Annotated in this window: 26 protein-coding genes and 2 pseudogenes; 13 read left to right on the forward strand and 15 right to left on the reverse strand. The window is 35.0% G+C overall.

Going from position 1 to position 22,064, the window contains the following annotated elements; genetic code table 11:
* Positions 1-8: 8 nt before the first annotated feature.
* Positions 9-1,352 carry a TrkH family potassium uptake protein gene (locus A6J74_RS09860; protein ID WP_000869131.1) on the reverse strand — a complete coding sequence of 448 codons (1,344 nt, stop codon included), beginning with the start codon at positions 1,350-1,352 and terminating at the stop codon, positions 9-11.
* Positions 1,353-2,357: 1,005 nt separating this feature from the next.
* On the opposite strand from A6J74_RS09860, the gene A6J74_RS09865 reads away from it, so the two are divergent.
* Positions 2,358-3,593 carry a dicarboxylate/amino acid:cation symporter gene (locus tag A6J74_RS09865; RefSeq protein WP_000814825.1) on the forward strand — a complete coding sequence of 412 codons (1,236 nt, stop codon included), beginning with the start codon at positions 2,358-2,360 and terminating at the stop codon, positions 3,591-3,593.
* Between the two features lie 22 nt (positions 3,594-3,615).
* On the opposite strand, the gene A6J74_RS09870 is transcribed toward A6J74_RS09865, so the two are convergent.
* Entirely contained in the window at positions 3,616-3,771 is a 156-nt protein-coding gene (locus A6J74_RS09870; RefSeq protein ID WP_000184925.1) for a hypothetical protein, read from the reverse strand.
* Between the two features lie 152 nt (positions 3,772-3,923).
* On the reverse strand, positions 3,924-4,343 hold the full coding sequence (locus tag A6J74_RS09875) for a MarR family winged helix-turn-helix transcriptional regulator (protein WP_000081437.1): 420 nt from the start codon (positions 4,341-4,343) through the stop codon (positions 3,924-3,926).
* 270 nt (positions 4,344-4,613) lie between these two features.
* On the opposite strand from A6J74_RS09875, the pseudogene A6J74_RS09880 reads away from it, so the two are divergent.
* Positions 4,614-4,948 (forward strand): annotated as a pseudogene (locus tag A6J74_RS09880) (YrvL family regulatory protein).
* A 33-nt stretch (positions 4,949-4,981) separates the two neighbouring features.
* Positions 4,982-5,569, forward strand: a complete 588-nt coding sequence (locus A6J74_RS09885; protein ID WP_105299437.1) for a thioredoxin family protein — start codon at positions 4,982-4,984, stop codon at positions 5,567-5,569.
* A gap of 35 nt (positions 5,570-5,604) precedes the next feature.
* Here the strand turns inward: A6J74_RS09885 and A6J74_RS09890 are convergent, their stop codons facing one another.
* Both A6J74_RS09890 and uppP read right to left on the reverse strand, forming a co-directional pair.
* Entirely contained in the window at positions 5,605-6,069 is a 465-nt protein-coding gene (locus A6J74_RS09890) for an SRPBCC family protein (protein ID WP_000006430.1), read from the reverse strand.
* Between the two features lie 192 nt (positions 6,070-6,261).
* On the reverse strand, positions 6,262-7,056 hold the full coding sequence (uppP, locus tag A6J74_RS09895; RefSeq protein ID WP_000796245.1) for a bacitracin resistance undecaprenyl-diphosphatase: 795 nt from the start codon (positions 7,054-7,056) through the stop codon (positions 6,262-6,264).
* Positions 7,057-7,236: 180 nt separating this feature from the next.
* Here uppP and A6J74_RS09900 point away from each other — a divergent pair, with 180 nt between their 5' ends.
* From A6J74_RS09900 to A6J74_RS29990, 3 genes are all read left to right on the forward strand, one after another.
* Positions 7,237-8,595, forward strand: a complete 1,359-nt coding sequence (locus tag A6J74_RS09900) for an MATE family efflux transporter (RefSeq protein WP_000665536.1) — start codon at positions 7,237-7,239, stop codon at positions 8,593-8,595.
* A gap of 81 nt (positions 8,596-8,676) precedes the next feature.
* A complete protein-coding gene (locus A6J74_RS09910) occupies positions 8,677-8,850 on the forward strand; it encodes a hypothetical protein (protein WP_000343564.1) in 174 nt (57 codons plus the stop codon).
* An 18-nt stretch (positions 8,851-8,868) separates the two neighbouring features.
* Positions 8,869-9,018: a hypothetical protein gene (locus tag A6J74_RS29990; RefSeq protein ID WP_000743731.1), complete on the forward strand. Its 150-nt coding sequence runs from the start codon at positions 8,869-8,871 to the stop codon at positions 9,016-9,018.
* Between the two features lie 82 nt (positions 9,019-9,100).
* Here A6J74_RS29990 and A6J74_RS09920 read toward each other — a convergent pair whose 3' ends face one another.
* The gene (locus A6J74_RS09920; protein WP_033659258.1) at positions 9,101-9,610 is read right to left on the reverse strand and encodes a hypothetical protein; all 510 of its coding nucleotides are present in this window, start codon (positions 9,608-9,610) and stop codon (positions 9,101-9,103) included.
* Between the two features lie 99 nt (positions 9,611-9,709).
* Between A6J74_RS09920 and A6J74_RS09925 the strand changes: the two are divergent.
* A pseudogene (locus A6J74_RS09925) lies at positions 9,710-10,618 on the forward strand (aminoglycoside phosphotransferase family protein).
* On the opposite strand, the gene A6J74_RS29995 reads toward A6J74_RS09925, so the two are convergent.
* From A6J74_RS29995 to A6J74_RS09950, 5 genes are all read right to left on the reverse strand, one after another.
* Positions 10,615-10,776 (reverse strand): hypothetical protein, encoded by a 162-nt coding sequence (locus tag A6J74_RS29995; protein WP_000651091.1) that lies wholly within the window; start codon positions 10,774-10,776, stop codon positions 10,615-10,617. The pseudogene A6J74_RS09925 and the gene A6J74_RS29995 sit on opposite strands and share 4 nt — an antisense overlap.
* 149 nt (positions 10,777-10,925) lie before the next feature.
* Positions 10,926-11,699, reverse strand: a complete 774-nt coding sequence (locus A6J74_RS09935) for a hypothetical protein (RefSeq protein WP_000544543.1) — start codon at positions 11,697-11,699, stop codon at positions 10,926-10,928.
* Positions 11,700-11,723: 24 nt separating this feature from the next.
* On the reverse strand, positions 11,724-12,170 hold the full coding sequence (locus tag A6J74_RS09940; protein WP_000041161.1) for a flavodoxin: 447 nt from the start codon (positions 12,168-12,170) through the stop codon (positions 11,724-11,726).
* A complete protein-coding gene (locus A6J74_RS30000; RefSeq protein ID WP_001228174.1) occupies positions 12,163-12,333 on the reverse strand; it encodes a hypothetical protein in 171 nt (56 codons plus the stop codon). The genes A6J74_RS09940 and A6J74_RS30000 overlap by 8 nt, the downstream gene beginning before the upstream one ends.
* Before the next feature lie 234 nt (positions 12,334-12,567).
* Positions 12,568-13,737, reverse strand: coding sequence for a M20 metallopeptidase family protein (locus A6J74_RS09950; RefSeq protein ID WP_001082804.1), 1,170 nt, complete (start codon positions 13,735-13,737; stop codon positions 12,568-12,570).
* 341 nt (positions 13,738-14,078) lie between these two features.
* Here A6J74_RS09950 and A6J74_RS09955 point away from each other — a divergent pair, with 341 nt between their 5' ends.
* From A6J74_RS09955 to dltD, 5 genes are all read left to right on the forward strand, one after another.
* A complete protein-coding gene (locus tag A6J74_RS09955) occupies positions 14,079-14,225 on the forward strand; it encodes a teichoic acid D-Ala incorporation-associated protein DltX (RefSeq protein WP_000440293.1) in 147 nt (48 codons plus the stop codon).
* A 12-nt stretch (positions 14,226-14,237) separates the two neighbouring features.
* On the forward strand, positions 14,238-15,752 hold the full coding sequence (dltA, locus tag A6J74_RS09960; protein WP_000770500.1) for a D-alanine--poly(phosphoribitol) ligase subunit DltA: 1,515 nt from the start codon (positions 14,238-14,240) through the stop codon (positions 15,750-15,752).
* Positions 15,749-16,915 (forward strand): D-alanyl-lipoteichoic acid biosynthesis protein DltB, encoded by a 1,167-nt coding sequence (dltB, locus tag A6J74_RS09965; RefSeq protein WP_000127922.1) that lies wholly within the window; start codon positions 15,749-15,751, stop codon positions 16,913-16,915. The genes dltA and dltB overlap by 4 nt, the downstream gene beginning before the upstream one ends.
* A 67-nt stretch (positions 16,916-16,982) precedes the next feature.
* A complete protein-coding gene (gene dltC, locus A6J74_RS09970) occupies positions 16,983-17,222 on the forward strand; it encodes a D-alanine--poly(phosphoribitol) ligase subunit DltC (protein ID WP_000807310.1) in 240 nt (79 codons plus the stop codon).
* A complete protein-coding gene (gene dltD, locus A6J74_RS09975) occupies positions 17,219-18,394 on the forward strand; it encodes a D-alanyl-lipoteichoic acid biosynthesis protein DltD (protein ID WP_001030274.1) in 1,176 nt (391 codons plus the stop codon). The genes dltC and dltD overlap by 4 nt, the downstream gene beginning before the upstream one ends.
* Before the next feature lie 17 nt (positions 18,395-18,411).
* Here the strand turns inward: dltD and A6J74_RS09980 are convergent, their stop codons facing one another.
* Positions 18,412-19,506: an NAD(P)H-dependent flavin oxidoreductase gene (locus A6J74_RS09980; RefSeq protein ID WP_000495235.1), complete on the reverse strand. Its 1,095-nt coding sequence runs from the start codon at positions 19,504-19,506 to the stop codon at positions 18,412-18,414.
* Between the two features lie 115 nt (positions 19,507-19,621).
* Here A6J74_RS09980 and A6J74_RS09985 point away from each other — a divergent pair, with 115 nt between their 5' ends.
* The gene (locus A6J74_RS09985; RefSeq protein WP_002109548.1) at positions 19,622-20,536 is read left to right on the forward strand and encodes a S66 peptidase family protein; all 915 of its coding nucleotides are present in this window, start codon (positions 19,622-19,624) and stop codon (positions 20,534-20,536) included.
* Between the two features lie 32 nt (positions 20,537-20,568).
* Here the strand turns inward: A6J74_RS09985 and A6J74_RS09990 are convergent, their stop codons facing one another.
* From A6J74_RS09990 to A6J74_RS10000, 3 genes are all read right to left on the reverse strand, one after another.
* Entirely contained in the window at positions 20,569-20,967 is a 399-nt protein-coding gene (locus tag A6J74_RS09990; protein ID WP_000435259.1) for an SseB family protein, read from the reverse strand.
* An 87-nt stretch (positions 20,968-21,054) separates the two neighbouring features.
* Positions 21,055-21,609 carry a cysteine hydrolase family protein gene (locus tag A6J74_RS09995; RefSeq protein ID WP_000609833.1) on the reverse strand — a complete coding sequence of 185 codons (555 nt, stop codon included), beginning with the start codon at positions 21,607-21,609 and terminating at the stop codon, positions 21,055-21,057.
* A 10-nt stretch (positions 21,610-21,619) separates the two neighbouring features.
* Positions 21,620-22,030, reverse strand: coding sequence for a carboxymuconolactone decarboxylase family protein (locus tag A6J74_RS10000; RefSeq protein WP_000439732.1), 411 nt, complete (start codon positions 22,028-22,030; stop codon positions 21,620-21,622).
* Between the last annotated feature and the right edge of the window lie 34 nt (positions 22,031-22,064).

Here is a 22,064-nt window from a genome sequence, read left to right on the forward strand (position 1 = left end):
GAGATACCTTATCCTGTAAATACATCTTCTGATGGATATTTTATTTTTTGTTTTGCTGGGCGTGCTAAAGAAAACACAAGTGTTAGCGGTCCAATTAATCCACAAAACATAACAAACATAATAATACATTTTCCAAATGCTGATAGCTTCGCAGTAATCCCCATCGTTAATCCAACTGTGCCAAATGCTGAAATTGTCTCAAATAGTAGCTGAATAAAGCTAAAGTCTTCTGTAAGCATTAATACAAATACTGCTGTAAAAATAAGTATTTGACTGGCAACGACAATTGCTAACGCTCTCGTTACTGTCGACATTTTAATTGTACGCTGAAATAAAACAATTTCCTCCTTCTTTCTAAAGAAAGAAAGGACAGATGTAATTAAAATAACAAACGTCGTTAATTTAATACCTCCACCCGTTGATACACTTCCTGCACCGATAAACATTAAAACCATCGTAAATAATATAGATGATTCTTCCATCCCTCCATAGTCAACTGTATTAAAACCAGCTGTACGAGGTGTAATACCTTGAAAGAAAGACGCCCATAACTTTTCATTTAAAGATAAATTCCCTAACGTCTTCACATTATTATATTCCAATACAAAAATCACAATCATTGCTATAACATTTAGCGCTACTGTTCCAATAATCATTATTTTTGAGTGAAGTGATAATTTTCGAAAACTACGACTATACCATATATCAATTAATACGGTAAAACCGAGTCCTCCTATTACAATTAAGGAACAAATTCCAATATTAATAATAGGGTCTCCTACATACCTTGTTAAATTATCTGGCCAAAGAGCAAACCCCGCATTATTATAGGAAGCAATTACATGGAAAATACTATAGTATAAACCTTTCCCAAAACCAAACTCTGGAATAAAGCGAAACGATAAAAAGATGACTCCAATGAATTCAATACAAATAGAAAAAATAAAGACACGTTTTACTAATTTTACAAGACCACCTATATTTGTTTGATTAAATGCTTCTCCAATTAATAATCGATGGCGTAAGCCAATTTTTTTACCTAGTACCCAAACAATTAAAATGGCAATTGTCATAAGACCTAAACCACCTGTTTGAATTAGAAACATAATAACAATTTCACCAAACATCGTAAACGTACTTGCAGTATCTACTACTCCTAAACCCGTTACAGTCGCTGCCGACGTTGCTGTAAAAAAAGCATCTACCCAACTAATATGTACTTTCGTTGCGAATGGTAACTTTAATAACAAACCTCCGGCCACAATTAAGCAGAAAAAACCTAATGCTAATATTTGTGGTGGGTTTAATTGTATAAAACGATTATACAAACTTTGTCTTTTTGTTACTTTCATATCACTAACTCCCTTTATTAAGTGAAGCTTCTATCCTCTCATAAATACAGGTTTTTAAGAACCTACAAGTAGCGGGATAAACCTTATATTCTCATAACATAGTTGAGCATAATCCTTTTTTTCATAGATTTCAACTTTTATTTATATTCGAACTTTACTTCATTATTATGACAGAAAAACTTTCTATTATCTTTCTCTTAACTCTACAACTCTTGCAACAATAATTTTATATGTACTATTTTTCAAATCCCCATACCTTTCACTCTATGTTCACATGGGAGTCACATCTATCTTTTATAGTATATGTATCGAAGCTGTTCCTCCCTAATTTAAGACATTCCCCAGTGTCTTTGAATAGCTTCCATCCCTAATTAAATTGACATAAATTGTCCCCTTCCTTTGACCATCTTTTATACGATGGTCTTATTTTTTTGTCTTTCTATCCTTTTTTAAACTCCCTCTCTCTTTCACTCTATGTTCACACGAAGGTCACATCTATCTTTTATAGTATATGTATCGAAGCTGTTCCTCCCTAATTTAAGACATTCCCCAGTGTCTTTGAATAGCTTCCATCCCTAATTAAATTGACATAAATTGTCCCCTTCCTTTGACCATCTTTTATACGATGGTCTTATTTTTTTGTCTTTCTATCCTTTTTTAAACTCCCTCTCTCTTTCACTCTATGTTCACACGAGGGTCACATCTATCTTTTATAGTATATGTATCGAAGCTGTTCCTCCCTAATTTAAGACATTCCCCAGTGTCTCTGAATAGCTTCCATCCCTAATTAAATTGACATAAATTGTCCCCTTCCTTTGACCATCCTATGTGATGGTCTATTTTATTTTCTGAAATTTATTCTTTCTATAAACTACAGAAAAATCAGACTATTCATATAAAAACAAATAAAACCTTGCGAATTTTTCAGAAAATATTGTCAAAACAGGGATTTTTTCGGTACAATTCATTTAGAAAGTAATTGTACAAAAACAAGGGGGGATTTTATTGAAGCAAACAAAAGCGATCTTACTTGCATTGTTTCTTGGTCTAATTGTTGGACTCACTTTAAATTTAGCTGCACCATCTATTTTTGAACCTTTAAATCAATATGTGTTTAACCCAATTGGCCAACTGTTTATTCGACTTATTAAAATGCTAGTTGTTCCTGTTGTATTCATTTCCATCGTACTAGGGGCTGCTGGTCTTGGAGATCCGAAACAACTTGGAAGAATCGGTTTAAAATCAATTTCATTCTTTCTCGTCACAACAGCAGTTGCTATCTCTATTGCAGTGACATTTGCACTTATCATCAAACCAGGAACTGGCGGTAACTTTAAAACAGACGGGCTTACGTATGAAGGTGCAAAAACTGAAACATCTTTCGTCGATACATTGCTGAATATTGTGCCAGATAATCCAGCTAAAGCGATGGCTGATGGTAACATGTTACAAATTATTGCCTTTGCTGCATTAATCGGACTCGGTTTAGCTGTTTTAGGAAAACGAGTTCAAAGTATCCATTCATTACTTGAACAGGGCAACGAATTAATGATGTATCTTGTTAATCTCGTTATGAAATTAGCCCCAATTGGAACATTTGGTTTGCTTGCTTCATCCGTTGGTAAAATGGGGCTTGCAGGCGTCGCTGCGATGTTCAAGTATATGATAGTCGTTATGTTAGTACTCATTATTCACGGTGTCTTCATATATGGCGGCTTATTAAAGATATTAGCAAAAGAAAGTATTATTCGTTTCTTTAAACATTTCGGACCAGTAATGGCAATTGGATTTAGTACATCTAGCTCTAATGCATCTCTTCCATTCGCAATGAAAACGGCACAAGAAAAACTTGGAGTTCCAAAAGCGATAAGCTCCTTTGTACAACCACTAGGTGCAACGATTAATATGGATGGCACTGCCATTATGCAAGGTGTGGCAACTGTATTTATCGCTCAAGTGTACGGAGTTGAACTTACATTAGCACAATTAGCCATGGTCGTATTAACTGCTGTACTAGCTAGTATCGGCACTGCTGGTGTACCAGGTGTTGGACTTGTAATGCTTACAATGGTTTTAAATCAAGTAAACCTACCAGTAGAAGGTATTGCTTTAATTATCGGTATTGATCGCATCCTAGATATGTCTAGAACAGCTGTAAATATTTCCGGTGATGCAATTTGCGCAATGATTGTCGCAAAATCAGAAGAAAAATATAATACAGATCAATCGGCAGCATCTTAAATCAAAAAAGGAGTGAAATGATTCACTCCTTTTTTGATTTACTTCCTTTTTTTGAACGATATTCTTTCCCTTTATTATCGTTACCAGTTTCGAATTCAGTACTAAATTCCTGATTAAACTTTCCTGATTTTGGTGAACCTTGATTCGCGCTTCCTTTACTACCATTACGATTCGTCATATTTCTCCCTCCTTCCATTATTAGTAGTATGGCGCTCTATCTTTTTTCATACACATTTTATTTTTATAAGCTATTACACAAGAAAGAAGACCTTCCACATATAAGGAAGGTCTTCTTTTCCACTAGGTAAACGTTTTCTCGTTTGTAATTAATTAAATAAGTTTTTGGGAAATAGAAATCATTACATTCATTTCATCTTCTGAAAGTGCGGAAAATCTTTCTTGTAAGTATCGTTTTTTCGCCTCTTCCATTTTCGCAACTAAATCTTTCCCTTGTTCTGTAATCTCTAAATATACAACTCGGCGATCTGATGTAGAACGTGAACGGGTTACGAAACCTTTATTAATTAATTTTTCTGTAACAGCTGTAATATGACTATTCGACACATTTAACTCATTAGCGACACGTGATACCATTTCTTTATTTGTACGATTCAATATTCTAAGGACGATGAACTCATTCCACGGTATGTAACCACCAAATATTTTTCCAATGTCATTACGCAACGTGCGAAACATCGCAAAAACATTTGTCGATAGTTCTTCCATTAATTGTTCTCTATTTTGAGACAACTTTGACAGCCCCTTTTATTTCATTTAGTTAAATAAAAACCTTATTAATAATTTTACATGAAATCTTACTTTTTGTCACCTTATTTTCCCATAATTCGTAGCTTTTTAATATGCATTTCGTGATACAATGAACTTGATTTTCCAGAAAAAGGAGTTGAGGTAGTGAGTGAGGAAGACAAATTTTCTAATCTCAGTCTAAAAGATAGGACTATCGTTATTAGTTTTGTTGTTTTTATTCTCATTACATTTTTTACATTTACATTTACATTTATATTTTTTGTATATGTAGGAATCTTTCAAATTACGGGTATAGAATACTCATCACGAACAGCTATACTACTCTTTTTTTTACTTATTCTTTTATTAGATGGTATTACATATTTTATATTCATTTTCTTTAAATCGCTCCTACAGCCAATGATGACAAGTATGCCAAATTGGTCTCAATTGCTCTTCTCTCCATTATTGAAATTACACTAGATTGGTTCGTCATTCATACTGCCGACGACTGGATAGAGAGCGTACAAATGTCCAACATAGCTGAACTATGTGTCGCACTATTCCTTTACACACTAAATATATTATTTAGTGATAAGAAAGAGTAAGAATACAAGCTTTTCTATATAAAAATTGGTACAATAAAAGTAAATCATACTAAAGAGGTGTTAATTATGAACTTACAACAATGGGCTGATAAAGGTATGTCCTTTGATACATATGTAAATGAAATGAAAGTAAACCAATATGAGCTATTACATATTTACAATAACTTTTTAATTCCAAATGAATTACTCCCAGTTTTAGAAGAACGCCAAAATGATGGCTGGCGTGTTATCGTATTAACAGCCGACTGGTGCGGAGATGCTCTTTTATGCGTACCTGTTATGAAACGAATTTCTGAAGTTGCAAATATTGATATGAGCTTATTAATTCGTGATGAAAACTTAGAATTAATGGATCAATACTTAACAAATGGAACAGCACGTGCAATTCCAATCTTTATTTTCATTGATAAAGACGGAAATGAACAAGCTGTCTTTGGACCACGCGCTCCAAAAGTACAAGAATTAGTAACTTCAATGCGCGCTACATTGCCTGAAAAAGAAGATCCAACATTTGAAGAAAAACAGAAAGAAATGTATGCTAATTTCCGTGCTACATTAGCTGATGATACTTCTCTTTGGGAACATGTAATGGAAAGTATGATTGAAAAAATAGTAAAATAAAAAAACTGCCGAAATCGGCAGTTTTTTTTGCAAAATCATAATCTTTTTTTCTGAGAATATGCAACATCTACGCACTCTGCTAAACGCTCCATCTCACCCATATATACCGCACGCGTCATCCAGCCAGTCAACTTGTACATAATCTTATATATAAAGTTCTTCGGTTCAAATTCTACGATTAAAGTAAGCGATGTACCTTCTTCATCCTCTTCTAACATATAAGTTGCAGCAGTATAACCTTGTTTCATTTCACATCCAACTGATACGATATACGGTTCATCATACTCTAAAATTTCCGCCTCAAATTCATATATTTTCTTCCCCATTTTTTGCACAGATATATATTTATCACCTTCACGAGGTTTTTCAACATCTATATTTGAAGGATACCTATTTTCTACCATAAAGGTACTCCATTCTAGTATTTTCTCGTCATTATGTACATAATCAAACACAACATCAATTGGTGCCGGAATTACTATCTCTATTGCAAAACTCACTAAACTGCTCCTCTCAAATACCCTATAAATTTTCTCTATATTAATGTAACAAAATCATTATGTCATATTTTACATAGTGAAATACAAGTAAATGAGAGCAAAAACTTTATTTTCTCCTGCTATAAAAGAAATACCCTATAGAGTAGACTTTTTCAAGCGTCTAATCTATAGGGTATTTCTGGTGATTTCTTCTTACATAATGAAGAAGAAATAGAATACCGCAGCTAAAATGAAACGATAGTAAGCAAACGGTGTTAGTTTTACACGTGCTAATAATTTTAAGAATGAAACAATTGCAAACATCGCAACAACAAATGCTGTAATAAATCCTGTTGCAAATAACGGTATATCAGCCGTACTTAATATATCCCAACTTTTAATTAAATCTAAACCACTTGCAGCCACCATCATTGGAACTGCTAAAATGAACGTATATTCAGCTGCTGCTGTATGAGACACGCGAGCTAATAAACCACCACTTATTGTTGATCCAGAACGAGAGAACCCTGGCCAAAGCGCTAAACATTGGAACATTCCAATTGTAAATGCTTGTTTATATGTGATTTCATCTAACGTTCTTGCTGTACTTGGTTTTGAAAATTTCTCAGCAACAATCATTAAAATACCACCAGCTACTAAGCTAATGACAACTGGTCCTGGACCAAATAAAACTTTTTTAATTGTACTATGGAATAATACGCCAAGTATGCCAGCAGGAATCATCCCAATAATAATATGTAATAAATTCAACGACGGTCCGTCTGTTACTTTACCTATGCCAACTAAAGACCATAAACGCTTCCAAAATATAACAACAACTGCTAAAATCGATCCCAATTGAATAACAACTTCGAAAACTTTCGCTCTCTCGTCGTCAAATCCAAGTAAATGACCTGTTAAAATCATATGTCCTGTTGATGAAACTGGTAAAAATTCTGTTAAACCTTCAACAGCACCCATGATTATTCCAATTAACCAATCAGCCACGAGTAGTGCCTCCTTAATAACGAATATGTAATTTTTTCACACCTTATCATAATACCTTATCCCTTTTCAATGTGCATCCTTTTTTTATTGCTTTTATATATACTGGTGCGTATTTCTTTTTTATTTTTTAATTAAATTGTATGATAGGAAGGATTGTTTTTTTATCGGAAAGGGGATTTTATGAAAGAAACTACTTCATTCTCACAAAAGCTAAAACACTTTGTATTACTATTCTTCCCGATTTTCGTAACCCAAATGTCATTATTTGCAATGAGCTTTTTTGATACGACAATGTCCGGACATGCCAGTCCAATTGATTTAGCAGGTGTGGCTATCGGAACGAGTATATGGCTCCCAGTTAGTACAGGATTAACAGGGGTTTTAATGGCTACTACTCCTATTGTTGCCCAACTCATTGGATCCAAGAAAAAAGAGGATGTTCCTCACGTTGTCATACAAGCAGTTTATTTAGCAGTTTGCGCTAGCTTCGTTGTTATCCTTATTGGCTTCTTCGTTGTTCCACCTATTTTAAATGGCATGCGATTAGAAGAACCTGTTGAACGTATTGCAGCACAATTTTTAAGTATTATCGCGATTGGAGTTATCCCATTATTTACTTATACTGTCTTGCGTGGATTTATTGATGCATTAGGAAAAACTCGAACAACGATGATCATTACATTACTATCATTACCGATTAACGTAGTATTAAATTATGTATTAATTTTTGGGAACTTTGGTTTCCCTAAACTCGGTGGTGTCGGTGCAGCAATTGCTTCTGCAGCAACCTATTGGTGCATTTTAATTATTACCGTCATTATTATTCGTACGAAAGAGCCATTCGCATCTTTTAATATTTTTAAACAGTTATATCGTCCTTCTCTTTCGAGTTGGAAATCATTTTTAAAACTTGGCGTCCCTATCGGATTTGCTATCTTTTTTGAAACGAGTATTTTCGCTGCAGTTACACTAATGATGAGTAACTTTAGTACGACAACAATTGCAGCGCATCAAGCAGCTATGAACTTCGCTTCCTTGTTATATATGACTCCTTTAAGTTTAGCAATGGCAATGACGATAGCAGTTGGATTTGAAGTTGGAGCAAAACGATATGATAACGCAAAACAATATGGATTTATCGGCATTGGATTAGCCCTTGCTTTCGCTCTTTTCTATTCGATTCTTCTTTATTTCTTTGATGATGAAATTGCATCTATTTATACGACAGATGCAAATGTTCACCATTTAGCAAAAGAGTTCCTTATATTTGCGATTTTATTTCAAATTTCAGATGCAATTGCAACTCCTGTACAAGGAGCACTACGTGGTTACAAAGACGTAAATGTTGCGTTAATTATGACATTAGTCGCTTATTGGGTAATCGGTCTCCCTCTCGGTTACATATTAGCAACGTACACTGACTGGGCAGCAAAAGGATATTGGATTGGTCTTATTATCGGTCTAGCATTTGGTGCTAGCTTCCTTCTAATCCGTCTCTTCCAAGTTCAAAGAAAATATACAACACAAAACAGCCGCTAACGCTAGAGCGGCTGTTTTCTTTATGCATATTTTTTCTTGTAACGTATAACATAATGAAAAAGAAAGGTGGATACATATCATATGGACGAAAAAGAAACAGATCAATCATTCGATGAAGAATTCGCCCCTGAAATCTCACCTGGATACCAGCAAGATATACATAAACCACCTAAATATAAAAACGCTTCGTTTTTAATGGGTATTACTATTTTCGCTGCTGTATTACTCGTACTCATTATTTTCGTCTATTTTTAAGGAAAGGTGACATATTATATGAAGAAACAAGATTCAAATCACTCAAAAAGAACTGTGAAAACGGAAAAAGGATATGTAGGCGATTCTGTTTATACACAGAAACAAGTGAAGCAAGGAAATGTATACATTGCTCAAAAAGAACTTGGTCAACAAAATGAAAATCTTTAACCCCCTCTACTCCTCGAGGGGGCTTTTTATCCCGCTATTTGTGGACAGTAAGAGTGAACACCTTACTGATTAAAGTTTCACTTTATTGTACGTACTGCTTTTGTTCGAGCACCCTAAATATATTATTAACCTTTACAACTTTCACGTCATAATTTACTTTCATTTCACTTCTCTTACCATTTTCAGTACCCGCAACATACGCTACAGCATGATAGAGAAAACTCTCATCCGTCACTTCACGTATCTCCTCGTTTGTAAATTTATACTCTAAATCTCGAAAACGATTTGGATAATAATTTTGTATTAATTGTTCATATCCCCTACTTACAAATATCTCTTCGCCTTTTCGCTTCACATCTTCTTTATTATGAAACTCAAACACTGATAATTGTGCTGTCACAAAGTGCTCTCCTACCTGTTTCATTTCTTTATGAGTTAAAGTTTCTATACTTTTATTCTTTAATTCCTTATTTAACTCGTACTGATCTATCGATTTAAAGGTAGCGAAAACCGCCTCTTTATATGACCAAAGCAAACCAAAAGCGATACATATAGAAATGATTACTATTCTTTTCTTCACCATACACCCCATCCCTATTCATAATGTTAGTTACATATTAACATATAGAATGAAAATTCTGATATTATAAAATGGAATATCAGAATTTTCACTTAGAAACGAGGAACGATTATGGACTCTTACAAACAGTATATAAAACAGGCTCTGCCTAATCTTTCTATACATTCATATAAACAAAATGAAGAAGGATGGGATAATATAGCGGTTATAATTAATGACGACCTACTGTTTCGTTTTCCACGAAAATAGGAATATGCTAAACGAATTCCGTTAGAAAAAAAACTATGCACACTTCTCTCTCATTCGCTACAAGAAATTGAGGTTCCAAAGTATCACCTATTATATAAAAAGGATACTGATACTATTCCGCTTTGTAGTTACTATACTCTCATTCATGGTGAACCGTTACAAAAAGAAATAGTTACCACACTAGAGAAAAAAGAATTGAAAGCAATCATTACACAATTAGCTACTTTCCTTGTGGCACTACATAATATTCCTGTAAAACAAGTTACAACGTTAGGATTTCCAATTGAAAAAACAATTACCTACTGGAAAGAGCTACAAACAAAATTAAATCAGTATCTTACTAACATGTTTACTTCATTACAGAAATCAGCCTTACATCATTTATTCGAAAATTTCTTTGCCTGTATAGCTACATCCACTTTTCAAAATACAATTATTCACGCCGATTTTACACATCATCACATTTTATTTAATAAGCAGAGCAAGAGTATTTCAGGGATTATCGATTTTGGTGATGCTCAAATTGGAGATCCTGCCTTTGATTTTGCCGGGCTCTATTATGATTTCGGACGTGAATTTACTACATCTGTATACGAACAATACAGTACAATTATTTCTCACCACGATCCATTACTCATTCACCGTATCACTAGTTTTTATCAATACAGCCCTTTACTACATAATATTATTTATAACTTTGAAACAAAGAATGCGCTTAAATTCATAGCAGATACAGAACAGCTAAAAGCGATATTACAGGGACGAGATTAAATTCTCTCCCTATATTCTTTCTCCTCATACATCATTAACTTTTTATCCATTTCAACAATAACTTTGTACAATTGAAATGCCTGTAAAATTTGCAGTTGAATTCCAAAAGGAGCATTTTGTTCTTTTAACCATTGAAATACTTTCGTTTCATCTTTCATTGATTATTCCTCCTCTTATAAAGTGAAACTTTAATCAGCGGGGGCATCCCCCACTGATTATTAGCCCGCATTAAAATCTGCTGCAAATATACCGTAAATGATGAAAAGCTTTTCATGTCAATAACAAAAAGGATGCAAATTTGCATCCTTTAATGTACGATATTTTCCTTCTGCTTCGCTTCTTCCTTTACTTCTTCCCCCTGGCATTCACTACGAAAAGCACAACTCGTACACTCTGAACGAAAATGACGCTCTGTATAGTGCTCAGGTTGCTGTAACATTTCTTTCATTCTAAATAAATCATCCATTCCAGTTATAATATCTTCCTGTTTCGGAATGTATTCATACTTAGTTCCTTCTATTAAATTAATAATTTCAATTTTCCCTGGAAGAATGCCGAAAGCTTTATAACTGAATACTGTCATTAACTTCTGACAAAGAGCTAGCATTTCCTCATCCGCATCAATAACATATTTTTTAATTACAAATGACTCTGTACTCCACTCACCAACTTCAAATGTCAATGACATGTGGACACCTAACTCTTCCATATATGTTTGAAACTTCTCATACAAAAACAATGGTGGCGTCTGACTATCATCTCTTTCAACAAACTGTAATAAGTGATCAGTTAGCTTTGCTAATACAATATAGTACTCCGTCTTCGAAGCAAACATACTAATCCTTACCTTTTTCCAATACTTTTCTATTAATATTAAAAGTACAATTTTCGTTTGTTGGCTCGCAGGTAGCGTGTAATACTCATTAATAATTTGATTCACAATCATTTGTGCTATTTGTTGCCATTCAAATGAAGAAGGTTCTCTTCTTTTTATATGACGGAAATAAAATTTATGTGGACAACGCATAAAATCATACAAATGATAATCTGTCATCGTTTTTATTGCGATTTTCTCATGCAATTGCTCTTCATCTCCCTTCTGCCATTAAGAAAGGTGTTTTACGAATTCAGCTCCAAACTGTAAACATTTTTCTACATCTTCATCTTCTGGCGTTAATTCTACTTTTAGTCCTTCTAACACAACTGCTGCTCCGCGTTCCTGCAGCTTTTCTATTAAAATATCAACCGCTACTCCGTATTTTGGATAAGCCGAATCACAAGAACCGAATGCCGCTGCTTTTTTACCAGTTAAATCAATAGAATCCATTGCATCATAAAAATCTAAGAAGTCGTCTGGAAGATCCCCGTCTCCCCAAGTATAAGCGCCTAAAATAATACCATCATACTGTTCTAATATAGAAGCTTCTGGTGAATCCATAATATCAATAACTTCAATCTCATTCTCTGTTTCACGAATGGCGCCTGCAATATGATCTGCCATTTCCTCTGTATTTCCACTCATACTTGCATAAATCATTACTAGCTTACTCAACTGAATCTCTCCCTTTACTATGTATCGCTTTTTCTGTTTGCATTTTATTCTTCTCATCTACATATTCAGAACGAATTACATTTCGTTGCCATTCCATATGCTGATCAACATCTTTATTTTTATTTTTTAATCCCCTTCGCAGAAGGTGATATTTTTTTCTCATTAACATGTCGCATCCATTCTATTGATAATAATTATCAATTTCAACTGTAACATTAGATTAATTGAAATTGATTATCAAAGTCAATAACTATTTTTAAAAAAATGATTAAAATGTACAAGCTTGTCCGTTAGCTATTCATATACTATAAATGAGCATAGTTCTTTCTCAGCCCTCTCTGACGGAAAGAAATAAAAGCAACTGCGATAGAGCGCAGTTGCCTTTTTTTATATGCACCTATGATTTTAGTAGTCTTATGGCCGCCTCTAAAAATAATTCCACTCCATAAATTAAAGCCGATTCATCTACATCAAATTTTGGATGATGGTGCGGATAACAAGTATTATCCTCTTGATTCCTCGTCCCCAATTTAATGAAGCAACCCGGTGCTTTTCTTAAATATGCTGAAAAATCTTCTCCCCCCATAGAAGGTTCAAGCTTCACAACACGCTCATTCCCGAACAAATATAGTGCGCTTTCTTCTACCACTTTTGTAATATATTCATTATTAATAACAGGATCATATCCGTAACGATACGTATATGTGTAATCCCCTCCATGTGCTTTTGTAATTCCTTTCACGATTTGTTCAATTTTCTCTTCTGCTTCCAATCTTAACGTTTTATTAAAAGAACGCACAGTTCCCATTAAAGTTGCCGTATTGGGAATAATATTGTCAGCCTTTCCCCCATGAAATTGCGTAACTGAAACTACCCTCTGCATAAAAGCACTTGTATTTCTTGATACGATATGTTGTAAATTTGTAATAATCTGCGCTCCAATAGCAATAGGGTCTATCGTTTCTTCTGGCCGCGCTGCATGCCCTCCTTTACCGTGAATTTCAACTGTAAATACGTCTGGCGCTGCCATCATCGGCCCATATACAATTCCTATCTTCCCGCTTTCCAATCCAGACATAACATGTAAACCTATTACATAATCAACACCGTCCATCACACCCGCCTCAACCATTTCCCTAGCACCACCAGGATATACCTCTTCTGCATGCTGAAAGAATAGACGAATTTCCCCTACAAACTCTTCCTTCATATTTGACAGCGCCTCTGCTGTACTTAACAAAATAGCCGCATGTGCATCATGCCCACACGCATGCATCCTTCCTTTATGAACAGATGTATAAGATTTACTTGTCTCCTCTTGAATTGGTAAAGCATCAATATCAGCTCGAATCGCAACTACTTTACCTTGTTCCACACCCCTTTTAATTGCTAAAACACTGTATTTCGTTGGCCTTGTTACTTCAAAAGAAGAAAATGAACATAACGTATCATATATAAATTGCGAAGTTTCTTTTTCATGAAACGATAATTCCGGATACTTATGAAAATGCCGTCTCCATTTCATAATATTTTCTTCTGAAATAAGACTCTTCCACACTCTATTCATGATAATTTCCTCCTTTTAAAAAAGAGCTAGAAATTTAAAGTTTACTCAGCCTTTGTTGATTGCATGAAAAAACAAATATTATATTTTTCACGCCTTCTCACAATCCACTTTTATGTATTCATACAATCCACTTTCTATTTACATGTCAAACCCATTACAAATTCATGCCGAATGTAATATAATTGCTAAGTTAGGGATTTTCTTTTTTAGTATTTAGTGCTAATATCAGAAAAGAGCCTTTTGTCTTATTTTTACCTAAAATGTGGAATTTTGTTTTTTTCACAATAATGTAGGACATGATACCTACAAAGAGCTATTATTTCATTAAGAGAGGGAAAGACATGGAAAGATTAAAAGAGATATGGTCTCGACCACTCACACAATGGGTTGCAAAGACGGTTTATTATCTTGCAATTTTATTTGCATTACTTTGGTTGTATGGATTCCATGATACAAACACAAGTACATTTATTTACAATGAATTCTAGGGTGGGAACGTTATGAAGTTATTAGAACAAATTGAAAAGTGGGCTGCAGAAACGCCTGATCAAACCGCTTTTGTTTGGCGAGATGCGAAAATTACGTACAAACAATTAAAGGAAGATTCTGATGCGTTAGCACATTGGATTTCTTCTGAATATCCAGATGATCGTTCACCAATTATGGTGTATGGCCATATGCAACCTGAAATGATTATAAACTTTTTAGGGTGTGTAAAAGCTGGACATGCTTACATTCCTGTAGATTTATCTATCCCAGCTGATCGCGTACAACGTATCGCTGAAAATTCTGGTGCGAAATTACTTTTATCAGCTGCAGAAGTAACTGTAACTGATTTACCAGTTCGCATCGTAAGTGAAGACAACTTAAAAGATATTTTCTTTACTCATAAAGGGAACATTCCAAATCCTGAACATGCGGTAAAAGGTGATGAGAACTTCTACATTATTTACACATCAGGAAGTACAGGTAATCCGAAAGGGGTTCAGATTACTTATAACTGCCTTGTTAGCTTTACAAAATGGGCTGTAGAAGATTTCAACTTACAAACAGGGCAAGTATTCTTAAACCAAGCACCTTTCTCATTCGATTTATCTGTAATGGATATTTACCCATCATTAGTAACAGGCGGTACACTTTGGGCAATCGATAAAGATATGATTGCACGTCCAAAAGACTTGTTTGCTTCTCTAGAGCAATCGGATACTCAAGTATGGACTTCAACACCATCTTTCGCTGAAATGTGTTTAATGGAAGCATCTTTCTCTGAGAGTATGCTACCAAACATGAAAACATTCTTATTCTGCGGTGAAGTGTTACCAAATGAAGTGGCTAGAAAACTAATTGAGCGTTTCCCGAAAGCAACGATTATGAATACGTACGGTCCAACAGAAGCTACTGTTGCTGTAACAGGTATTCACGTTACAGAAGAAGTGCTTGATCAATACAAATCACTTCCAGTTGGCTACTGTAAATCAGACTGTCGCCTTCTTATTATGAAAGAAGATGGTACAATTGCACCTGATGGTGAAAAAGGTGAAATCGTAATTGTCGGTCCAAGTGTAAGCGTTGGATATTTAGGAAGCCCTGAATTAACAGAAAAAGCATTTACTATGATTGACGGTGAGCGCGCCTATAAAACAGGCGATGCTGGCTATGTAGAAAATGGTCTTCTATTCTATAATGGTCGTCTTGATTTCCAAATTAAGCTTCATGGTTATCGAATGGAATTAGAAGAAATTGAGCATCATCTTCGTGCGTGTTCTTACGTAGAAGGAGCAGTTATTGTTCCGATTAAAAAAGGTGAGAAATACGATTATTTATTAGCGGTTGTTGTTCCTGGAGAACATTCGTTTGAAAAAGAATTCAAATTAACATCTGCAATTAAAAAAGAACTCAATGAGCGATTACCAAACTACATGATTCCACGTAAATTCATGTATCAATCTTCTATTCCAATGACACCAAATGGAAAGGTAGATCGCAAAAAATTATTGAGTGAGGTTACAGCATGACCGCATATGGATCATTTTATTTTTTCGCTATAGTGGGCATTTTATTAATACCTACTATCATAGCTGGATTAAAAGGTAAAATGTTGCGTAAATATAATGCCGTTTTAACATTAGTCATGATTGCTATTATCTTCTCGGATAAACCAAAGCAAGCGATTATGTTAGCCGCATTTATTATTTGGCAATATGCCCTTATTAAAGGCTATTTAATTTTAAGAAAACAAAATAATAGTACATTCATGTTTTGTATAGCTGTTATTTTATCGATTTTGCCACTTATTTTGGCAAAAATCGCACCATTTGTACCTGAATTGCATTTTATTGTTTTCGCAGGTATGTCTTACGTAACATTTAGAGCTGTACAAATGGTCTTTGAAGTTCGTGATAATTTAATTAAAGAACTTTCCTTCTTTAATTTCTGGGAGTTTGTTTTATTCTTCCCTGCGATTTCAAGTGGACCTATCGATCGTTACCGTAGATTCCAAAAAGATATCCAAAAGCCACCTAGTGCTGAGGAATATCAAAAGTTACTATATACAGGGCTTAACCGTATTTTCCAAGGTTTTCTGTATAAATTTATAATCGCGCACTTGATAACAACATATCTTGTAAAGGCAGTATTCGCCAATCAAGATACACTTTTATCTAATGCGATTTTCATGTACGCTACTAGCATGCAATTATTCTTTGACTTTGCAGGTTATAGTGCGTTCGTAATTGGTATCAGTTACATGATGGGAATTAAAACGCCAGAAAACTTTAATAAGCCATTCCTTAGTCGTAACATTAAAGACTTCTGGAACCGCTGGCACATGAGTTTATCATTCTGGTTCCGTGACTTTATTTACATGCGTTTCGTCTTTTTTGCAACGAAGAAAAAGTTAATTAAGAACCGTTACACTATTTCGTATATCGGTGCATTTTTAAACTTCTTCATTATGGGAATTTGGCACATCCAAGGAAGCGCTGTTGCGCAGTATGTTATTTATGGTCTATATCATGCCGCACTGTTTATTCTATTCGATATTTTCGAACGAAAAAACAAGAAGCATAAGTTTTGGCCAAACAATAAATTTACACACGTCCTTGCGATTGTGATTACGTTCCACGTTGTATGTTTCGGTTTCCTTATTTTCTCTGGACACCTTAACAGATACTTTTAATGCACCCTTCTTATTCTATTAAGAAGTTGCACATATAATATATTCGGATATAAAGGAGATTTAAAAAATGGCAGAATTCAAAGAGCAAGTATTAGATATTTTAGAAGAAGTATGTGAAAACGATATTGTGAAAGAAAACTTAGATGTTCAATTATTTGAAGAAGGTATTCTTGATTCTTTCGCTGTAGTATCTTTATTAGTTGAATTCCAAGAGCGTTTAGATATTGAAGTTTCTATTTCTGATTTTGACCGTGACGAGTGGGCTACACCAAACATGGTTATTAAGAAGTTGGAAGAAATCCGATGAACAAAGCAAAATTTGGTCCGATGCTTTTAGCATTGGCCCTTTTTGCTGTATTCTTACTTATTCCGACGCGCTTCCTACTTCCACTTTTAAGTGATGAAAAAGTAGAACAAGCTGCAACTTCTTTGAAAGAAGAAAAGATTCAAAGTATGATTTTACAGCAAAAGATGTTAGCAGATCCGAAATATCTTCCGATGTACGGTTCATCGGAATTCGCACGTATGGATGCTTTCCATCCATCAAATTATTTCAAAGTAAAGCCTGAAGGGTTCACACCATTCCTTCTTGGACGCGGCGGAACACAAGACCTTGTACACGTATTAAACTTTGCATCTACAATGGATCAATTGAAAGACAAGAAAATGGTATTCGTTCTTTCTCCGCAATGGTTTGTGCCACAAGGTATTGATGAAACACACTTTGCACCTAACTTTTCAAAACAACAAGGCTATCATTTCCTTTTCAATGATGACTTAAAGCCTGAAATGAAAAAACAAATTGCAAAACGTTTATTAAACTTTGAGATCGTTAAGAAAGAAACTTTACTTAAAGTTTCGCTTGAAGGTATCGCTTATGATGATACAAAGCATAAAGTAAAAGCACTTGCTGCTAAACCTTTCGCTTATGTGTATCGTAACATTTTAGATCGTAAAGATTTATTTACAGCAATGTTTGATATTAAACCGCATAAAGAAAAACTTGACCCTTCATTAAAACAAATGAACTGGGATGAAGCTCGTAAACATGCGGATCAAACAGGTGCAGCAGAATCAGGGTCTAATGAATACGGTATTGAAGACGATTACTTCAATAGCAAAATTAAGAAGAAATTAAAGCAGCGTGAAGGCTACTTAAAAAATGATGCTTATGACCAATCACCAGAGTATGAAGACTTACAACTTGTACTTGATTTATTAAAACAATCTGGTGCAAAACCACTCTTCATTTCTGTTCCTGTAAAAGGTCCTTGGTACGATTACGCTGGATTCCCGAAAGAACGCCGCGAAGCGTACTATAAGAAAGTTCATGAGCAAATTGAGAAAGCTGGTTATCCAATTGCCGACTTCTCAAACCATGAATATGATAAATACTTCTTAAAAGATCATATGCACTTAGGTTGGAAAGGCTGGGTTTACATCGACGAGGCCATCCAACAATTTTATAAAGCAAACTAATGAAAAGACCGCTTGAATTATTCAAGTGGTCTTTTTCTATATACATTTTGTAATTGTTCCATTACATCCTCTGCTTCTTTCACGACCCGCTCCACTACGTGCTGAGCTGGCTCAATTCTTGCTAATGCCGATGCTTGTCCCGCCCAAAGTGACATATATTCTCCCTTGTTTTGCGTCGCTGCTTCTTGGCGTATTTTAGAAGTTAATACGTTTTGCACTGGATACATCGGAAGCCCTTCTTCTTTTCCTTCGTGTCTCTCTATAAATTCATTACGAATACCCCGTGCATATTTCCCGGAAAACGCACGAGTTACAATTGTACTCGTATCTGTACTTTTTAATACAGCCTCTTTATATACGTCATGTGTAATACTTTCTTCACTCGTTAAAAAAGCTGATCCCATTTGAACAGCTTCTGCCCCTAACGCAAATGCCGCAACAAGCCCTTGTCCGTTCATTACACCACCTGCTGCAACAATTGGGATATGCGGAACTGCCGCTACTAACTGCGGAATTAACGCAAACGTACCAATCATTGCATCTTGTTCTTTCCCGATAAACGTTCCTCTATGACCTCCTGCTTCGCTACCTTGCCCGGCGATAATATCTACTCCTAGCTCGGCAAGTGCTCTCGCTTCTGCTACATGAGTCGCTGTTCCGATGACTTTTATTCCTCTTCTTTTTAATTCATCTATTTCTTCTTGTTCTAACGTTTGGAATGCAAAGCTAACGACCGGTACCTTTTCTTCTGCTAACACTTGTAATTGTTCTTTATAACTTTTTGGAAGATTTACTACATCCTCTTCCTCAATACCTAACTCTCTATTCACTCCATTAAGTAAGACTTTCGCCTCATTTATCTTCTCTTTTTCTATCTGCACCTCTTTCGTTAACAGTAAATTAACACCGAAAGGCTTATTTGTTAGTTCCCTTATTTTATAAATCGCTTTACGAATTTGTTCTGGGCTCATATAGCCTGCTCCAAGCGTTCCTAATCCTCCGCTATTACTTACAGCTGCAACAAGTTCTGGCGTTGTAATGGCACCCGCCATACCTGCTTGAATGATGGGATACTTAATTTGCAATATGTCTATTACTCGACTTGTGAACATCATTTCCCCTCCTATCCCCCTTATATCTTCTTTATTTGACAAGCTTTCCCCTTCTTTTACAAGGGTTGAACTTCATATGAAGCGAATATATTGAAAGAGAAGGAGGCTGAAAACAATGATTTATCCAAATGCGTTAAAACATGGTGATACAGTAATGATTATTGCACCGTCTGGTCCACCTACAATTGAAAGTGTATTAAAAGGTGTAAATGTATTACAAGAGATGGGATTATCCGTAATAATTGGGAAGAGTATTTATGAAAAGTATGGGTATTTAGCTGGAAGTGACCAAGTTCGTCTTGATGATATACATGAAGCCTTTACAAATAATGAAGTAAAAGCAATTTTCTGTGCACGAGGTGGTTACGGAAGCGCTCGTCTTCTCCCTCACATTCAATATGAAATCATTCAACAAAATCCAAAAATTTTTTGGGGATACAGCGATATTACAGCTTTACATACTGCTTTTTCACGTTATGCAAAGCTTGTTACGTTTCATGGTCCGATGATTGAAGAAGTAGGCAAAGGTATAGATTCTCTCTCTTTATCTTCTTTCAATCAGCTCTTCCACCCGTATTCTTCTATCTTATCTGCATCAGAATGTATCGTACCTAGCTCAGCCTGTACAGCTACCGGTACATTAGTTGGAGGGAATTTAGCTGTTTTAACGAGTGTAATTGGTTCACCCTATGAAATAAGTACAGCCAATACACTTTTATTGCTTGAAGATATCGGGGAAGAACCGTACCGCATCGATCGTATGTTAAATCAACTACTTTTATCTGGAAAGTTTAATGAATGCAATGGCGTTATTTTTTCAAGTTGTCATGATTGCACCCCTTCTAAACCATCTCCATCATTGCAAACAATATTATATGAATATTTCATGCCATATGATATACCTGTCCTATTCGGTTTACCGATTGGACATATAAATCCAAATATCGGTATTCCCCTTGGAGCTACAGCAACAATAAATACAAATAATAAAACACTCTCTATTTCTTCAGGCGTAGCACTCCATGTTTAAATTAAAAAGGAAAAGCGATTAAGCTTTTCCTTTTACTTATAATAATTAAAAATTCGTCCAGATGCGATATCTGCAATTTCTTCCGGAATAAATGTTTTACTTATATCAGTACCAACATTTAATACAGCTGTTGCATCCTTCTCAATGCCACCAAATAATTCTTTTCCACGTATCGTAATAAGGGGTGTACCTTCTGGCAACACATCTTTTACAAATTTCAATTGTGTAAAGAACGGAACGATCCATCTACCCTCTCCTTGGAAATGACGCAAACGAAGTGTTCCTTCCGTTGCCCCGTCTTCTGCTTCAAGTGAACCAGCAACATAAAACTCCGTTAATAAGAGCAATTCATAAAATTCCTTTTGCTTTTGTTTATCCTCACCTGCTAAAACGAGTACTTTTTCTATTTTCTTTACTGAAATTTGCTCCATATGATGCCACCCCTATTTTCAAAATGATTATACTTAGATTATACGAAATATTCTTATTTTTTTCTACATAATTCCGTAATTATTTTCTTAAAATAATTTTAAGATATCTTCAGTCGTAACGATTTTAGCAAATTCATCATGTAAGTTTACAAGTGTCATATTGTGAATGTCCTCTGCACTATACTCTGCCCCGTCCAGACCTTTCCGATTGAATGTAGCCGTCGCATCGCTCACTAAATACGTTGTAAATCCTAAATTACCTGCCATCCGTGTTGTAGTCTCCACACAATGATTTGTTGTTAATCCTACAATCACTACCGTATTACATTTTTTCTCTCTTAATTGTTCTTCTAAATTTGTCCCAATGAACGCGCTATTAACGGATTTCTGGATAATTATTTCATCTCGCAGTGGTTTCACTTCTTCTTTAAAGTTTACTGTTTCTGCTTGTTGATAAAACATCGACTGAACATTTTCTTTATTTACATGTTGAATATGAAAAACTGGTCGCTTCCTTCTTCTCCATTCTTCTAATAAACTTTTCATATTTTCTTCAGCAAAAAGATTATTTCTCTCCCCCCAGTATGGTAATTGAAACGCCTTTTGTACATCAATTATGATAAGTGCTATTTGATTAATCATCATTTTCTCCTTAATTTGGTTGTAGTTGAAATACAAAACCAAGTTGCTGCGACGCAGTAATAAAACAAATATAAGCACAAAGTTCTACAATTTCTTTTTCCGTCCAATATTGTTTTAATACATGAAACATATTATCATCTATCGCCTTTCGATCATGAACAAATGTATGCGCAAAAGTAACGGCTACACTAATCTCCTCTGCCTTTTGCACATCATCAGGTCTTCCCTTTGCCATGCAATACGGACATTCATTCCCGTATGCTAATGTTCTTCTCACTTGCTCCTTCAACTCTGCTGAAAGTGTTCCTTTATTGTACAGTGTATCCTCTAACGTACTCCACGAATGTAATATATCTGGATTATGGCCTAATAACTTTTGAAACTTTGTATCTCCTACATTTGATAATGAAATTCTCTCCATCATTTCCCCTCCTATTTCCTTCTATTTTATTGTA

This window comes from Bacillus sp. FDAARGOS_235 (assembly GCF_002073415.2).
Taxonomy (GTDB): domain Bacteria; phylum Bacillota; class Bacilli; order Bacillales; family Bacillaceae_G; genus Bacillus_A; species Bacillus_A toyonensis.

Excerpts from the sequence above, each read along its gene's own strand:
- A6J74_RS09870 (WP_000184925.1), bottom strand. The coding sequence starts at position 3,771 with ATGACGAATCGTAATGGTAGTAAAGGAAGCGCGAATCAAGGTTCACCA.
- A6J74_RS09950 (WP_001082804.1), bottom strand. The coding sequence starts at position 13,737 with ATGAATAGAGTGTGGAAGAGTCTTATTTCAGAAGAAAATATTATGAAA.
- dltC (WP_000807310.1), top strand. The coding sequence starts at position 16,983 with ATGGCAGAATTCAAAGAGCAAGTATTAGATATTTTAGAAGAAGTATGT.
- dltD (WP_001030274.1), top strand. The coding sequence starts at position 17,219 with ATGAACAAAGCAAAATTTGGTCCGATGCTTTTAGCATTGGCCCTTTTT.
- A6J74_RS30000 (WP_001228174.1), bottom strand. The coding sequence starts at position 12,333 with ATGAGAAAAAAATATCACCTTCTGCGAAGGGGATTAAAAAATAAAAAT.
- A6J74_RS09860 (WP_000869131.1), bottom strand. The coding sequence starts at position 1,352 with ATGAAAGTAACAAAAAGACAAAGTTTGTATAATCGTTTTATACAATTA.
- A6J74_RS09985 (WP_002109548.1), top strand. The coding sequence starts at position 19,622 with ATGATTTATCCAAATGCGTTAAAACATGGTGATACAGTAATGATTATT.
- A6J74_RS09920 (WP_033659258.1), bottom strand. The coding sequence starts at position 9,610 with ATGGGGTGTATGGTGAAGAAAAGAATAGTAATCATTTCTATATGTATC.
- A6J74_RS09955 (WP_000440293.1), top strand. The coding sequence starts at position 14,079 with ATGGAAAGATTAAAAGAGATATGGTCTCGACCACTCACACAATGGGTT.
- A6J74_RS09980 (WP_000495235.1), bottom strand. The coding sequence starts at position 19,506 with ATGTTCACAAGTCGAGTAATAGACATATTGCAAATTAAGTATCCCATC.
- A6J74_RS09990 (WP_000435259.1), bottom strand. The coding sequence starts at position 20,967 with ATGGAGCAAATTTCAGTAAAGAAAATAGAAAAAGTACTCGTTTTAGCA.
- A6J74_RS09995 (WP_000609833.1), bottom strand. The coding sequence starts at position 21,609 with ATGATTAATCAAATAGCACTTATCATAATTGATGTACAAAAGGCGTTT.
- dltA (WP_000770500.1), top strand. The coding sequence starts at position 14,238 with ATGAAGTTATTAGAACAAATTGAAAAGTGGGCTGCAGAAACGCCTGAT.
- A6J74_RS29995 (WP_000651091.1), bottom strand. The coding sequence starts at position 10,776 with ATGAAAGATGAAACGAAAGTATTTCAATGGTTAAAAGAACAAAATGCT.
- A6J74_RS09900 (WP_000665536.1), top strand. The coding sequence starts at position 7,237 with ATGAAAGAAACTACTTCATTCTCACAAAAGCTAAAACACTTTGTATTA.
- A6J74_RS09910 (WP_000343564.1), top strand. The coding sequence starts at position 8,677 with ATGGACGAAAAAGAAACAGATCAATCATTCGATGAAGAATTCGCCCCT.
- A6J74_RS29990 (WP_000743731.1), top strand. The coding sequence starts at position 8,869 with ATGAAGAAACAAGATTCAAATCACTCAAAAAGAACTGTGAAAACGGAA.
- dltB (WP_000127922.1), top strand. The coding sequence starts at position 15,749 with ATGACCGCATATGGATCATTTTATTTTTTCGCTATAGTGGGCATTTTA.
- A6J74_RS10000 (WP_000439732.1), bottom strand. The coding sequence starts at position 22,030 with ATGGAGAGAATTTCATTATCAAATGTAGGAGATACAAAGTTTCAAAAG.